Below are 15,909 nucleotides of genomic sequence, written 5' to 3'. Positions count from 1 at the left end.
TAGATGATATGGGATTCAACAAAGAATCAATTATTGATTGAATGGATAGAAACAAAGTCAGATAAGGAAGAACATCATTATCTGAAAAAGTCTCCACTTCGCCTTCAACTTCATCCCACAACCGGAGAAGTACTGCGAGCATATTTTAAAGGAGCACGTCCTTCGTGGATTATTAAATTTGCAAAAGAGAAGAAATTCAAAACCCATGAAACAACCACAGGTGGTAAAGGATGGTGGATCGCGAATTGGTCTAACTATCCTTCTGATGAGCGACCATTAATTTGCCCCTATATCAGGGGAATGATCGAAGAGTGGTTTGAAAATCTTCCGGAATCTTGTCAATCTGATAAAAAGAACATACTAAATCACATCGAAGTAGTTGAAACTAATCTTTTGTATCACGCTGATGAATTTAAAAAGTGGGGGCTGCATTTCAGGCCAGAAGATATATTACTAGATGGTGGAGCTATGTTACTTGAAGATAACCTTCGTCCGAAAGAATTGGATGATGTAGAGTTCAAGTTAGCTGATTGGCCAGACTATATAAAAGTAGTCCGAGAACTTCAGGAACTGCGTGATATTCCAGAGTCAAGTGATATTAAAGCACGCATTGAAGATTACGAGGACGAACCTTTCGTTTTAGAACTCCCTCAAACTCCCGCTAAAGAAGACTTGTTGGAGGAAACTGACGAGGTACTTGTATTAAAAACAGAAGAGAACTTTAAAATTCCAGTTGAATCTACTGAAGAGTACGATTTAGATGTCGTTCTCGAAGAATTTGAAGAACATGAGAATTTCAATTTTATGAATGTCATTGAGGAGCAGGAAGAAGTTGAGCTGTTAGATTTTAGTTCAGAGGGACAAAAGGCTTCATTGCTAGGGCAAGAGAAAGAAGTAGCAGAGGCAAATCTTTGTGCATCGGATTCTCGATTGAGTAGTATAACCGAAGAGGAACTACCTGTAGAGGCGGTACAACCGGTAGGTAAGAATCATGAAAAAGTACTTGTTGTATCTAAAACAGCGAATAAAAAGGAAGGTATCGTTATTGGTCAGACCTTGCTATTTTGACTCCGTTGTTTTATAATTTAATTATATTTTATTTTTCACTTGAAACATTCACCCACGCGGGAGAATGACTTACTAATTGACTATCAAGCCCATGACGGGAATTCGTATCTATACGAGTCGTCATGGGCTTTTTTTGTATAGATAAACCCAATTTTATGGAGGTAATTGTATGTGGGAAATTCTTTTCCTTCTAGGCGTAGCTCTTAGTGTAATGGCTTGTGGAGTTTTACCTGTTTTGTTTCGTATCCGTGGTGAGAACAATCCTTCACCTTGGGCTTATTCAACGAATGATGTTTTGGATGAAAGGATAACAGATGTTGCTGCCACGCAATCGCCTATATTTGTTAATACACCAAATATTCCTGAGTTCAATGTGCAACATGTAAATGTAGCTATTCCTGAATTCGTAGAAATGAAACCTAGTATTCCGGATGAAGAATTATGGAACAGTGTAGAAGAATTACTTGCTAGCACAACAACAACTATTTTTAATGATGAAGCACAAGAGAACTATGTATCTATTTTTGAGGATAAACACGATGATTTTGTTGCTGAATTGCCCGAAGAGTTAGTAATGGAAGATTTTCCTTCTGTACCTAGCTTGACACCAGCCCAATACAAAGCAATTTGTACTAATTATGGTGAACGTGTTGCAAGTATCATTACTTGTACACCATATCAAGGATGCTTAGGACCACAAATTATGATCGGAAAGTACTGTGAAAATGGAAATCGATTAGAGTTCGACAATGATTGGGTCGAACTGAAAAATGAGTTTAATGGTAAAATCGACGGCGAAGTTATTATAGTCAAAGGTAACTTTTTAACAGACGGTTCATTTTATGTACAACACTGGGAAGACCCGATGATGATAGATGCAGGATATTCAACATTTAATGAGCCAGTTTATCAGGTAAAATGACAACCGTTCATTGCGAGGAATCAGTTCTTTCCTCTCCCTAATACTATTATAATATATGACAATAGTATTAGTGAGGAGAAAGAATATGGGTATTTATAATCTGATATATTTACCAATATAATAGCAAATAAATAGGGAATTAGAATTCTTTTGATGAAAAATTGTTTATAAATGTCGGAAATTGGTTGATATCTTTTCTTTAGTCTTATATACTCACGAAGGGAATATAAATGAAATTTCATGTAATTAACTTATCAGACAATGAAAAAAGGGGAGTATTATACAATGAAATCAGTAAATATAAACATTGCCTATCAGGTACGAACTGCCTTGGTGGAAAATATTGAAACGCAGAATGCATTACGTGGATTGCCAGAAACATCGATTACCCTCTTTTTCCGTAACAATGAACTTCAAAAGGTTTCTTTTGATGATGTCTGCTACAACTTGATTGGCAATTCTTTTGATGATGAATTTGAGGGTATTCCGACGCATGTATATAAAAACCTTTGTACTATGATTTATAATGAAATTAAAGACCTAAATATGGATTTGAATTATAGATCCATCGTGATTGGTTGGAAATATGATGCTAGCTCTGAAGCATATATTGATACTAGTTTCGTAGTAAGAAAAGAAGTTCATTTTAGTAGAATGTAATAATATTAGATTTTATGTAACTACTTAGGTATCTATGTTGATGTAAAAAATTCTACCAACAACGCTTGGCGCTTGGGGATGCCTCCCGTGATAAGCCTGATAGAAAACCACTATCAGTCTTATCACTTCGGCTACCCCAGTTAGGCGCCTTCGCTGGAGAGTAGATAGAATCACTTGTTTAACCTACATAGATCCTATTTGAAGGAGAATTCTCCACGGACAACAGAGACGAGCGAGGAAAGAATATCACGATCTTGTTTGCGAAGCGTGGAAATAAATCCGCGGATTTGGGCAAATTGTTTAGCCCCTTCATTTGTACGGAAGTGGCCTGATACTTTCTGTTTCACTTTCATCATTCGGATGTCCCGTTCTGCCTGACTGTTATCGAAAGGCACGCGTGCATCCCAAATAAACCGCAATATAGCGGTTTTATGGAGCTGGAAGCGTGCAGCTAGATTAGCGGCTTTGCTCTTTTTTATTCTTCCACGTTTGAGTGGGGCATCCGGTATAGGATTAGTCGCCCATTCTTTTTCACCGCGCTCGAGAATACGGTCGTAGCGCTCTTCCCATTCAAGGGCGTCCGCTTCTTTTATCGGTATATCCTCTAGTCTCCACTTTTTCTTGTGGTGACAGGCTTCCTGTAAAAGTTCTTTCATATCTGCGGCCCATCGATGGCCATCATAGTCGATGATACCCTGGCACTCGCGAAGAAGGTGAGCGCCGCATAGGGCATGATCGAATGAATAGTCGGTGGTAAAGTAGGAAGCCCAACAGTCATGGACAAGAATTCCCTGATACTGGGGTAAAACATCGTGCTTCTCGATGGCAATTTTCCCGCGTTTTTCATGGACATGATAAAGCGTCCAGTCAGAACTGCTAACGGTATGTAACCATTGCGTTTTATCCTCTATGCGCATCCCAGTTTCGTCCGCATGGACGACGGCACTTTTCAATAGTTCTTCTCGTATGTATGCAGTATGGGGATCGATTTTAGTGGAAATAGAGGCTAAACGGTGCAGAAGGGTGGCTTCACTGGGGCGATACCCAGTCATGTCATGAAATAACTGACAGATGCGTTCAAACGGAAGATGGTGGTATGTATGTAAATAGGCGCACCAGGCAATCCAGTTGTCTCCATATTGGACCGGTGCTTTCACGTTTTCGGGGGAAGGTGCATTTTGTTGGGTACCACAGTTCGGGCAGCACTTCTTTTCAATCCGGTGCTCTGTAACCACGACGCGGGGAATCGGTAAATCAAATACTTGTCGACGGATATACCCTTCCGATGGTAAATCTGCAAGAGAAGTTTCACAGTGCGAGCAGACTTCGACCTTATGCCATTCAATTTCATCTGGCTGGTCGGTTGGTTTGAGGGTATAGCCGTCATGACCCTTTGGGGCGCCAATCTTACCTCCCGATTTCCGCAGACTTTTAGGCTTGCGCAAACCATCACTGGAAGGCGGTTTACTACTGTTGGTACTTGTTAACCCCACTTGTCGTTCCAGTTCTTTTACACGTGTTTCTAGTTTAACAATATGGATTTTCTGTTGATCAATTTGTATTTCCAACTTTTCAATATAGAGTAGAAGATTCGTGATAAACGACGCAATTTCAGTCGGTTCTCCATGACTAATCTCTTCGATTTGTTTGGCTGTGTATTTCATTGAGATTTGCTCCTTTCTGTCTATGATGAACTTATAATTTTCACGTAATCTCCAGCGAAGGCGTCTACTGGGGTAGCCGAAGCGATGAGACTGACAGCGGTTTTCTGTCAGGCTTATCGCGGGAGGCATCCCCAAAAGCCGAGTGTTGTCGATGAAATACTTTAGTCCAACCTATATATTAATAAAATGAGTTTACTAGACAGATACCCATATAGAAATTTTTGAAACAATTCATGTACCTAAGTAGTTACGATTTTATATTGTTTTTTTCACTCACTGGGTATTTTAGGATTGCTCAATCGCGAGAGTAGAAGCCATTGTTCCAGAAGGATTATTATGAATCATATTTATCGATTGACAATTTCCAGTGTGTGATGAATAATAATAAGAGATTTACATAATAGACTACAAAAGCGGAAGCACCGCAAAACGAGAGAAACCTCTCGTTTTGCGGTGTTTTTTTTTTTTTTTCGGGGGGAGGTGAATGTCTACGTGAACGAACTTATGAATCGAGTTACACTTCTAACAATTAATGGATCAATTTACACTGGTGGTGGGAATAACGAAATCAATGCAGCTACCATGAAGATTATTAAAATGGTCGGAGGTATTGGTGGAGCTCTATTTACATTAGCGATACTAATTATTGCCATCTTCATTATTTTTGGGTCAATTTCTTCGAGACAAATTGGTACGGTTTGGAAGGCTCTCTTCTCTTGTATCGGTGGAGCTTTGTTATTCTACTCAGCGTATTTCCTAGCACCAGCAATTCAAGGTATTGTAGGTGGTTGATTATACGAAACTCGATAGATATATTGAATTTTGTCTTAGAATGAGGCTTTACAAAAAAAAGGAGTGGCGACTGTATAAGTCATCCACTCCTTTTTTATCAATATTAATTTAAGGACGGGACGCTCATGAATGAAATTGTGGTTCCAATTGATTTAACTGAGGAAGAAAAAACGATTCTTGCTGTATTGTCTGTACGTCAATTTATTCTCATTGTTCCTGCAGGCGTTTTCAGTATGATTCAACTACTTCTATTCAATCTACCCTTTGTAGATGGATTAGTAGATGTGGGTCTTAGGTTTATTATTTTTCTGGTGATTAATACAACGACGTTATCACTAGCTTTTATTAAATTAGACCGTCGTGACCAATATTTATCCGAGTTTATATTTTCAAAAGTTTTCTTCATGCGTAGTCAAAAAATATATAAAGCTTAAAGATCTTAAAGCAGAAGTTGAGGTGAAAAGATGTTTGACATATTTGTTATTTTTACAATCCTTGTTCTCTTTGTAGCGCTAGTATTTACGTTTGTTGCCAAGAAAAGAATGGATAATAATGAACCTGTATTTGGGTGGCGTCGAAAGCAGTTTCTTGAGGAACAACGCGAATCGGAAGGGGGAGCTGTTTCCCAGCCAGAAGAAAACGGAAAGTCAATTCTGAAGTTGAAAGGAAGGAAAAAGGGAGAGGTACAGGACCCTAATGTAGAAAGTATAAAAGATCTTTTGGAAGTCAATGACATCGAGTATGGGATCATTCATAAACAAAAAAATGAATACTCAATAATTCTTAGCAGTGACTTTGTAAACTTTGATTTGTTGAAACCCTCAGAACAGTTAGGGATTTTACAAGGATACCAACAGCTTTATAACGTTATAAATTTCCCGATTCAAATTTTGGGACAAGCTGTTCGACAAGACTTCCGGAAGGAACGAATTCGTTTTGAGGAGAATTTGAAGAAATGTAACCCTCAAACTAGAAAGTATAACATGGATGTTATTGAACACATTCAATCACGCACGATGGACGATTTCCGTATTTCTCTTCGTATTTATTATGTAGTGAACTACATTTATGAACCCTCTAAAATGGCGAAATTGAATAAAGAACAGCGAGAAAAAGTCATCATTGAGCAATTGTATATGCGTGCAAACATTGTGCGTCGAGCATTGCGAAGAGCGAAAATTGAGGCGGAAATTCAGGATTCTCTTCGCGCAATGGAAGTATTGAAGCGAGCTATGAATCGTGACCGGACTGTTTTACACCCAATTGAAGACCTGGCGGAAAAAGAGAAAATGGCCGCATTCGTAACGATGGATCCATCCGCCGTTGCAGGCTTTGTAGATTTAGTACACGAACATGAGGAGGCGTTAGAAGTTGTTCAAACTGAAGAAGAATCCGAAAAAGCCCGTGATGCCGTTACCAGCTGATGATGAGCTAGAATTATCGTTTCCGTCGTTAGTGGATAATGCGATAAATGAAGGTATTAAGTTTTCGACTGACTTTTTTGAAATTCAAACGGGAATTGGCAAAAAAAAGTACGGTCGTTCGTTTTTTATTAAACCTAGTGGGTATCCGCGAACGGTACGTATTAATTGGCTGGAGGGCCTATTTTTGGGAGATGACATGGATTGTTCCGTTCATATTGAACCGTTTGAAAGGACGGACGCGGTTAGGAAATTAAAAGATAAGATTGACCAATTAGAGGCCGTCATCATTTCCGCCCAAAAAAATGAAAATCATGCTCGTTTAGACGAGTCGCTTCAGAAACTTCGCGATACAAAAGGACTTCGCGACCAGATACGAAACAACGAGAACGGACTTTACTATGTCAGTATTTCTGCAACGATATACGCAGATACATTGAATGAGTTAAATGACAAAAGTGTTAGTATCGAAAGGTCGCTGGCTGCAGAGTCTATTGAACTTGTAAACAGCTTTGATCGACAAAAAGAGGGGTGGCTCTCAACATTACCTCTTGGTCAAAACTATTTAAATCGTTCGTACCGTAACCTTGATCGTATGGCACTAACAGCAATCTTCCCACACTCATCCTCTAAGTTAAATCACACTGGCGGAATGCCAATCGGTGTATATGGGAACGAATATATCTATTTTAACAACTTCGATTCAAAACTAAACAATTATAATGTTGGGATATTTGGTGAATCGGGTGCCGGTAAAGGCGTATTCGTTAAGCAACTCATTGGTCGCGGGGCTATGGATGGAATTGAAAAAACGGTCATCATGGACGTTGAGCCTGAGTATGTAGCCCTAACACATGCTCTTGGTGGTGTTGTTATTGAAATTCGAAGTGATCTGACAGCGCAAAACGTAAGTCGCATCAATCCCTTGGATATTTACGTAGAGAAAGAAATTGTCAATCGTTATACAGCTGATGAATATATCGTTGAGAAAGTAAACATCAACGAGAAAGTAAAAGAGGGCATTGAATTCTTTAAAGTTATGAAGGAGTCGGCGTCCCCGCAAAACGCACATTTAACGCCCCAGGAACTCGGCGCATTAGATGATATCCTTGGCGATGCATATCGCAAACGTAACATTACAGAAGAACCGGAATCATTGTATGAGCAATTAGAGTCGGTAGATGAAACCGGAAATATTGTATTTAAGAGAAAGTACATTAATATGCCACAGATATCCGATGTGAAAAATGAGATTGATAGAAGAATAGAAGATGGAGACCAAGGTTTAGATGATTTAAAACATGTTGTTGGCTTATTCGTTGAAGGGAAAGCGTTTGGAATGTTCGATTGTCAAACGCAAATTGTAAATACTACTGGTGTTTCGATTGATGACGCACCCATTGTTAATTTTGATATTAGTAGGCTGTCTAAAAATGGAATTGAACGTCCGCTTGCGCAACATGTCCTTATGACGTGGATTTGGAATCGTTTTATTTTAAATGATCCGAAACCTAAAAAACGTGTGATACAGGATGAGGCGTGGATGATGCTCGATTATCCTTCGATGATGACCTTTTTCAAAACCTTATCTGCACGAGGACGTAAGTGGAACGTTTCATTAACGCTCGTATCACAACGATATGAAATGTTTGACCGTTCGAAAGAAGCGCAGGATGTGGTTGCACAGTTAAATACAGTCGCATTTATGAAACAGTCGGATCAGGACATTGAACCTATCTTACGAACATTCCGATTTGCGGATGATGTAGGACAGATGATAAGAACCGCAGAAACAGGTGATGTCATATTGAAGGCCGGCAAAGAGATCGTTTCTTTTCAAAGTCAGCCAACGCCGTCTGAATGGGCATTTATCAATACGAATCAGAACGTGACAGCGGAATCCTTGATTGCAGGTAGGTGAGGGGAATGGGTAAGAAAATACTGTTTCTATTTGTTTTATGTTTTGTATCTATTTCTGGAGTCACCTTTGCGGCAGAAGAATCACCCTCTTTAAGTGGATTTACTTGTTCTAAAGGTGGTTTTTTCTCCGAAGAATTTAATGACGAAGTAGAACGATATAAAGAAGACGATGCGAATATGGCAGAAAAGTTCATGACGAGTCAATTGCAAAATCTCTGGAACATCGGGGATGTCAATGGCCTGTCTACTCTCGTGTTTGGTAACCCGTATTGTGTATGGGCAGATAATGCCTTTACAGATGAAAGCAAAATCGAGATGGCACCTGATGGTATTTTCACAGCTGTTGAGAGAGAAAAAATCATAAATCCGGTCTTGAAAATGTTTAGTGTTGTTTATGTAGCGCTCATGACACTTGCAATGATGATCTCAGGACTGAAGTTAGGTTTTAATTCAGTACGTGGGCGTGGTATTAGTGATTTTAGTGAAGACATGAGAATGTGGTTGCTATCAATATTCTTCATTGCTGGATACGGTATCATCACGAACATGATTTTTGAGTTAAATGCTGCCGTAGTACTTAGTTTTAAATCACTCTTAGAACAACAAGGTGCCAACCCTGAGTCGTTTTCTATTATGGCATCATGGCATGACCTTGTAGGTATAGGTAGTGGTGGAATTCCAATCTTAAGTCTACTTATTGTGGTACTTGCTGAATGGATTTTGGCGATTGTTTTAAATTTTGTCTATATAGCAAGAAAAGTAATTGTGTTAGTCCTTCTGATTCTTGGGTTTGTTGCGGGTTACAGTTTGTTATTCGCACGGACACGGGCGTTCTTTGGAACGTGGATGCGAGAATTACTTGGAAATGTATTTTTACAGAGTATCCATGCACTTCTCTTATTTGGAATGGCGATGTTTGCATCCCAAGGTGCATCGACGATCTATAAATTAGGCTTAATGATGATGTTTATCCCCTTAACGGGCATGATCAGCAAATGGCTAAAGATTGGTGATAGTTCATCCAAAATGGGTTCTGCGTTAACGATGGTCGGCTTAGGTGGTGTAATGTCTACGATGATGTTGACCAGCCAAGCAGGGAATCTTATGCGTGGTGGAAATATGAACGGGGGTAACAATTCTCTGTTATCAAGTAGCTCTGCAAGAAGTGATTCTGCTTTTGGTGGGACAAGTATAGCTGCAGCAGGTGGAGGTAATGATGCATCCATCACTTCTATCTCCACAAACGCTTCCGGAGCTAGTTCGGACAGTTGGATGAATTCGAAAAACACGTTATCGAATATCGGAGGTGCTATTTTCGGTACCGCCGGAATGGTAGCAGGACCTGGAGGTGCAATAGCGGCTGCTAAAGTTGGGAAATCTCTCACTTCGGCACTGGTTCAAGGTCCTCGAAATATGGTGTCAGGCGCTCAAAGTGCAATGAACATTTTGCAATCCGCAAAAGGGTATAACGATGGTGCTGGCAATACTGGATTTACATCCATGATGGGTAACCTCGGTGCACGTCGTGCCTATTTTGGCAATATGGGAGAAGCGCTTGGAGCGATGGTAGGTAAGGGCGGCGCAGGGCGGAACATTGGATTAGCAATGAGTGGTGTTTCAAGACAAAGACTTCTAGGGACTTCATTAGCAGATGGCGGTCGTGGAATGTTAACCGATTCATCTGGTAGTGTTCTGCCTACTACTATGGCGAGTTTGTCTAGACAGTACCCTGGTGCTAATATGCAATATGTTCAAACAAACCAAGGTTCATCTATGTGGGTGCAAACACCGAATCAAGACTGGCAACAAGTTGGACTTACAGGTGCGGCGGATCCGCTGATGAACAATGGTGAAGCACGTGTAATGGATTATCAACTTGCGCAAGCAAATACGTCTTACGAATTACAAGGTAATGGTTCCTATAGAGCAAGGATGAATGAACATCTATCAATGGATACTCAAAACCCCCTGTCAAGTGGAGGTAGCAGTATAAATAGTCCGATTACGAGTCCAATAGGTGGTAGCACTATTAATAGGCCAAGCGCTCCGTTTGTGCCATTAGCGTCAACAGCTATTCCAGGAATGAACACGCCGATTACGGCACCGTCTTTACATGGTAATTCAGCAGTGTCCCGTTTGAACTCGATTACAGGAAGCCCGCTTTCAAGTAATCCAATGGGAACACCGCAATCGAACTTGGGAAATTCAGTATCAAGGAATGGAATTCCAATTGCGGGTCTTCGTAGCAACGGTACAAGTGCTCCGATTGTGCCAATAGCATCAACAGCTATTCCAGGAATGAATACGCCGATTACGGCACCGTTTTTAAATGGTAATTCGAAAGTGTCCCGTTTGAATTCGATTTCAGGAAGTTCACTATCAAATGCTTCCTTACCGATAGGATCAGCACAGCCGAGTTCGGTAAATCCAATGTCAATGATTACACCGGGAACTGTAACGATGAACAGGAGTCCAATGCCTGCATCAGCTTTACAGACAGCAGCATCTGGAAGTATGGGTTCAATGAACAGAAGTCCGCTTTCAAATACTTCCTTACCGATAGGACCAGTACAGCCGAGTTCGGTAAATCCAGTGACAATGAATACACCGAGAACTGTAACGATGAACGGGCGTCCAATGCCTGCATCAGCTTTACAGACGGAAGCACTTGGAAATATGGGTTCAATAAACGGAAGTCCGCTTTCACGAACTGCCATGCCGATAGGGTCATCACAGCCGAATTCGGTAAGTCCAATAATGAATAGTCCGAGAAATGAACCGATACAAGGGAATCCAATGCACGGATCTCCGGCGGCAGCAACAAACATTATAGGTCCAGGTCAGCAGCCGAATATACCGCTGACAAACTCAAATCCTTTAACCGCAGCATCGGGTCTACCTGGTTCGACACCACATGTAATGCGTACTTCGAATGCATACACGGTAGGAGTTGGTGGGGATGGAACGATTACACAAAACACGCTTCGCACAGTTAATAATACGAACTCGGTAAGGCTGTCGGATACTGGTTTTAAAGCCGACCGAATTAATCCGGATGCATTTATTGCACATCATGTACCGGGCATGGATAACCGCACTTCGGGTGACCGTGTTGCAGATCAAGTTAATGGGGCACAAGAATCGGTTTCTCAATCAAAAGCAAAAGTGAAAAAGTCATGGTCTATGGCTGCTCGAGAAGGAAGTAAAGAAAGAAGTACTCGTATTAGTTGATGGGCGGGTGATGGTTTGAGAAAAGGTGTATTAATCCTTCTGCTCTTCTTTTTTCTCATCCCCTCTACATCGGTTTTTGCAGAGGTGAATACATCTGATAATAATTCTTGCTCTCCTGTTATGTCGGATGAAAAAAAAGATAGTGTTAAGAAGTTTTTAGATAAAGATGCGAGTTTACAAGAATCGTATGCGATCAATATAATCGAAACTTTCTGGAATGCGGTAGGTATTAATACGCTGGATACTTTAGTGTTCGGAAACCCCTATTGCATCTGGTTCGATAATGAACCGGAATTGATATTTGGTATGTTTCCTGCTGAACAAAAGGAAACAATGATAGACCCCATATTTTCACTTTTTACTGGCTTATATATGCTTGCTCTGATTATAGCGATCATGATTTCTTCGCTAAAAGTTGCATACGAACCACTTGGTACAAACAAGACAGAGTTCCGTGAAGATGTTTACATGTATATCGGCACGAGCGTCCTACTAGCGGGTTTTTGGCTCTTAGCTGAACAAATCTTTTCTATTAATTGGGGAATAGTTAGTGCGTTTCGCTCTATGCTTACTGCGCAAGGTATATCTCTAGGTGAACCACTGATTGTTGCGGCACAAGATGATTTTAACTTTACAGATATCATCATCATGCTTGCAGAGTGGTTTATCGTTTTGTTCCTGAATTTCGTCTATATGATGCGAACATTTATGATCACTATTTTATTAGGACTTGGCGGACTTGCCATATTGTCCTTGTTGTTTACGTCATCACGTTCTTATTTTGTCACGTGGATACAAGACTTCTTGGGTGCAATATTTATGCAATCCGTACATGCAATCTATTTATCGGTAGTTCTCCTGTTTGTTTCCACGCTTAATGGTGAGGCGGCAATATTCTTTAAATTGTTACTCCTAATAATGTTCATCCCTATGTCAACGATGGTAATGGGATGGTTAAATTTGTCCTCTGGAACGGTTTCTACAACGTTAGGAATGCAAGGAGTTAATTCCATTGCGTCTGCCGCACGCATGGCCAGGATGGGCAAGGGGAAGATGGGAAACAACAAGTTACCTAATAGTAAGGTTCCTGACTATGCCAACCTTAAAAAGACGCAACTCTCAACTACCGCTAATGGTGCAAACTCGAATGCTTGGGTTTTTGCTAAGTCGGTATTTTCGAAGTCAGGAATGGTGATTGGGGCGGCAGCAGGGAGTGTATTAGGACCGGGCGGAATCATGCTTGGTGCTGGGATGGGTGGAACAGCTGCAAGTGGTTTATTGCAAGGGTCACGAAATCTCGCAGGTGGTGTTAAAGGAATCACCGATACTATGAAATTGGCTAAAACGGATGGGATGAAAAATACATTAGGCAACCTACAAAGCAGGCGAGCCTTTTTTGGTAATCTAGGGGAGTCTACTGGATCAATGGTTGGTATAGGTGAGTTTGGTCGAAGTGTTGGACATGGACTAAGTGGTGTTTCAAGGCAACGTCTTTTCCATTCTGATGAAGCAGGCGGTTTCGCAGGTAAAACATTTGCTGATGTCGCAAAAGAACACCCAGGCGCTAAAGTGTCCTGGATGCAGACGAATGCTGGTAGTGGTTTTTATATGGAGGATAACGGAAAAATGCGTGCCATTTCCCCGCTTGGCGCTGCAGATCCTACGTTGGCAAAAGGAGAAACCCGTATGATGGATTATCAATTTAATCAGATGGGGTATCAACCGGATGCAAATCAACAGTATTCTTTGTCAGGCGGAGGCATTGAACCTATGACACGTCTTTCAGATCCTTATATCAAAGGAGCCGGGGGGCATTCGATTCAAGACCCACGTATGAAAGCAAACGAGATGTCGCCTGATAGTTATTTCAAAAATAGCATGGCAAATACGGAATCTAGGGGCCTTTCAGATCGGGTTGCTGACCGAGTTGCTCGTCATCAAGGGTTCGTGTGAAGCGGTGTTAGAAAGGGGGACATGCAGTGAAAAAGGATAGTCAGGATATTGGTAAAGGGATGTTAGATGGAATAGGAACTGCCGGTAAGACCGCGATGCGCGGTAGACGAGCGATGCAAATGGCTGGAGCTGGTGCAAAAATAGCGGCTAAGGCTTTACGCTTTCTTTTAACGAAAGTGATTGCGGTAATCGGAAAGTCTTTGTTAGCATTTTTGGGGCCAATCGGTGTTCTCGTCTTAACTATCATTATTTTACTACTATTAGTGGTTGATAGTATCAGCGTATTTGATATTTTCCAAAAATCTGCCCAACGTGAAAAAGTTGAAATACTATTTGATGAAACGGTATTAGATGTAATGAAGAGTCGAAATGAAGAAGGACCCGCGGAGATACGGGAGACGCTCCGGGGTACACATGTAGAATTTCCTTATCCGCCTATAAGTGAACAGTGGTTATATCAACTTGGCGAATCGATGAAAATTAGTCACGCTGTACCTTCTATGCATCATTACTATAAAAATCTCAAGAATGACAACTATAAGCCGTGGCATGGAAAATTTAAGGATAAAGATATAACGACTGACGCACAGCGAGAAAGTGTCCGTGTTGAGTTCGAGAAAATAATTTCGGATGATTTCGATTACTTTTTTGAGAGTGATGCCTATAGACCTTCATTTGTATGGGCTACTGCACCAGAAGAAAAGAAAGAAATTCATACGGTCACTGTCTGTACGGACGAGGAAGGAAATACAACAACTTCGGAATCCACAGAATTTGTACCATTACCAAGTAGAGAAATTGTTTCGAGTACGACATTACTTTACAACACGGCAACAATTCCTTATAAAGACCATGTAACAGAATGGAACGACGCAGGTTCTTCTAGCTCAGGGAATTGTTCGACTACAGTTCAAGACCGATATCATCTTTATATTGTAGATGATAATGCAATGCCTGTAATTGATTTCAGTCCGTTGGCTTTAGTTGAGTTTATGACCGTTACTGCTCCTGAAGGAGAACTAACGAAGTTAATTCGACCAGTGGACATTGAGTATGTCCTTGAACTTGCGAAAGAGGTCGATCCCGCATTTCCAGATGTAAAAATGGATTTTGCCGCCTTTATTAAATGTAGTAAGAAAAATGACATTCTTGTCTGTTTAGGCCAACTTGATATCACAGGTGATATTGGTTATGGAGGTACAGTAACAGGAATGTGGTATCCAGCGAACTACATGGCGATATACATGGCAGCGGGCGAGAAATACGGAGTAGATTGGTGGATATTAGCTTCTATTCATGGACAAGAAACAGGGTTTAGTAGTAATCCTGTAGCGACGGATCCCTCCAAAGGTTCTAAAGATAAAAATGGTAATTTCATAGGCGCAGTTGGGCACATGCAGTTTATGCCACTGACTTGGGTTGGCTGGGGAATCGCCAATGACCCCAACTTTGAAACGACTCGGCTAGGCAATATTGTGGGTAGTTTAGACGTTATCAAAGAACCGAAAAACATCGCAAAATACGGAGGATATGGAGTAGACGGGGATGGGGATGGTATTGCTGATCCGTGGAATCTGCAGGATGCGATTTTCTCGGCTGCAAACTATATAAGTTCTAATGGGTACAAACTAGGCAATGAAGAATCCATTCGTAAAGCGTTATTTCGATACAATATGGACCAGTCCTATGTGTCTCAGGTGTACAACCGTGGGAAGATGTTTGAAGGGAATATGGTAGATGGAGATGTCGGTTCTCAACGTCAAATGATTATAGATGCAGCCATGACATGGGTTGGGAACTCTCGATATGTTCTAGGAGGCGGACGGAGCGATAAAGATATTAGAAATAAAATTTGTGATTGTTCGTCGTTTGTTGTTTGGGCGTATGCCCAAGGGGGTTATGATTTAGGGAAACCTGTTAATACATCCACGCAAACTATCAAAACAAAAGGGCGTCGGGTAACTGTTAATGAAATGAAACCAGGAGATTTGCTTTTCTGGACAACTATGAGTTATGCAGATAGCCACGTAGGTATATATATCGGCTCTGGAAAATGGGTTGGCTGCAACACCTCTTCAGGTGTCGCCGTTACCAACGTCGACCATCCAGCGTATTGGAACTCTAAATTTAGTGGACATGTTCGGAGTATTATAGATTAAGATACTAGCGGCTTGGACATGGATGTTCAGGCCGCTAGTTTAAAAGCCCAGTGGTAATATGTCAAGCACCTAAAACATGAAAACTGGAAATTCATTGCGGTTTCTATACGCAAACTTCC

The 15,909-nt window shown here is 40.9% G+C and carries 11 protein-coding genes; 10 read left to right on the top strand and 1 reads right to left on the bottom strand.

Annotated elements, in window-relative coordinates:
- Nucleotides 1-3 precede the first annotated feature (3 nt).
- The 3 genes from I2483_RS09590 to I2483_RS09580 all read left to right on the top strand — a co-directional run bounded on the left by I2483_RS09590 (nt 4) and on the right by I2483_RS09580 (nt 2,650).
- Nucleotides 4-1,068, top strand: a complete 1,065-nt coding sequence (locus tag I2483_RS09590; RefSeq protein WP_207151423.1) for a hypothetical protein — start codon at nt 4-6, stop codon at nt 1,066-1,068.
- A 169-nt stretch (nt 1,069-1,237) separates the two neighbouring features.
- Nucleotides 1,238-1,990: a hypothetical protein gene (locus I2483_RS09585; RefSeq protein WP_207151422.1), complete on the top strand. Its 753-nt coding sequence runs from the start codon at nt 1,238-1,240 to the stop codon at nt 1,988-1,990.
- A 285-nt stretch (nt 1,991-2,275) separates the two neighbouring features.
- Nucleotides 2,276-2,650 (top strand): hypothetical protein, encoded by a 375-nt coding sequence (locus tag I2483_RS09580; protein ID WP_207151421.1) that lies wholly within the window; start codon nt 2,276-2,278, stop codon nt 2,648-2,650.
- A gap of 194 nt (nt 2,651-2,844) precedes the next feature.
- Here I2483_RS09580 and tnpC read toward each other — a convergent pair whose 3' ends face one another.
- Nucleotides 2,845-4,314 carry an IS66 family transposase gene (gene tnpC, locus I2483_RS09575; protein WP_207152984.1) on the bottom strand — a complete coding sequence of 490 codons (1,470 nt, stop codon included), beginning with the start codon at nt 4,312-4,314 and terminating at the stop codon, nt 2,845-2,847.
- 492 nt (nt 4,315-4,806) lie between these two features.
- Between tnpC and I2483_RS09570 the strand changes: the two genes are divergently transcribed.
- The 7 genes from I2483_RS09570 (at nt 4,807) to I2483_RS19670 (ending at nt 15,790) form a co-directional block, all read left to right on the top strand.
- Nucleotides 4,807-5,106, top strand: a complete 300-nt coding sequence (locus I2483_RS09570; protein ID WP_207151655.1) for a TrbC/VirB2 family protein — start codon at nt 4,807-4,809, stop codon at nt 5,104-5,106.
- Between the two features lie 125 nt (nt 5,107-5,231).
- Nucleotides 5,232-5,540 carry a PrgI family mobile element protein gene (locus tag I2483_RS09565; protein WP_207151654.1) on the top strand — a complete coding sequence of 103 codons (309 nt, stop codon included), beginning with the start codon at nt 5,232-5,234 and terminating at the stop codon, nt 5,538-5,540.
- A gap of 30 nt (nt 5,541-5,570) precedes the next feature.
- Nucleotides 5,571-6,530, top strand: a complete 960-nt coding sequence (locus I2483_RS09560; RefSeq protein ID WP_207151653.1) for a hypothetical protein — start codon at nt 5,571-5,573, stop codon at nt 6,528-6,530.
- The gene (locus I2483_RS09555) at nt 6,478-8,448 is read left to right on the top strand and encodes a VirB4 family type IV secretion system protein (protein WP_255550383.1); all 1,971 of its coding nucleotides are present in this window, start codon (nt 6,478-6,480) and stop codon (nt 8,446-8,448) included. Before I2483_RS09560 ends, I2483_RS09555 begins: the two co-directional genes overlap by 53 nt.
- Nucleotides 8,449-8,453: 5 nt before the next feature.
- Entirely contained in the window at nt 8,454-11,678 is a 3,225-nt protein-coding gene (locus I2483_RS09550; RefSeq protein WP_207151652.1) for a hypothetical protein, read from the top strand.
- A 15-nt stretch (nt 11,679-11,693) separates the two neighbouring features.
- A complete protein-coding gene (locus I2483_RS09545) occupies nt 11,694-13,631 on the top strand; it encodes a hypothetical protein (RefSeq protein ID WP_207151651.1) in 1,938 nt (645 codons plus the stop codon).
- Between the two features lie 26 nt (nt 13,632-13,657).
- Complete coding sequence (locus I2483_RS19670) at nt 13,658-15,790, top strand: NlpC/P60 family protein (RefSeq protein WP_207151650.1); 2,133 nt, start codon at nt 13,658-13,660, stop codon at nt 15,788-15,790.
- Nucleotides 15,791-15,909: the final 119 nt, after the last annotated feature.

Source organism: Sporosarcina sp. E16_3 (genome assembly GCF_017347125.1).
GTDB lineage: Bacteria > Bacillota > Bacilli > Bacillales_A > Planococcaceae > Sporosarcina.
Note: the sequence above shows the minus strand (reverse complement) of the source record. Positions and strands in the feature narration are given on the sequence as shown.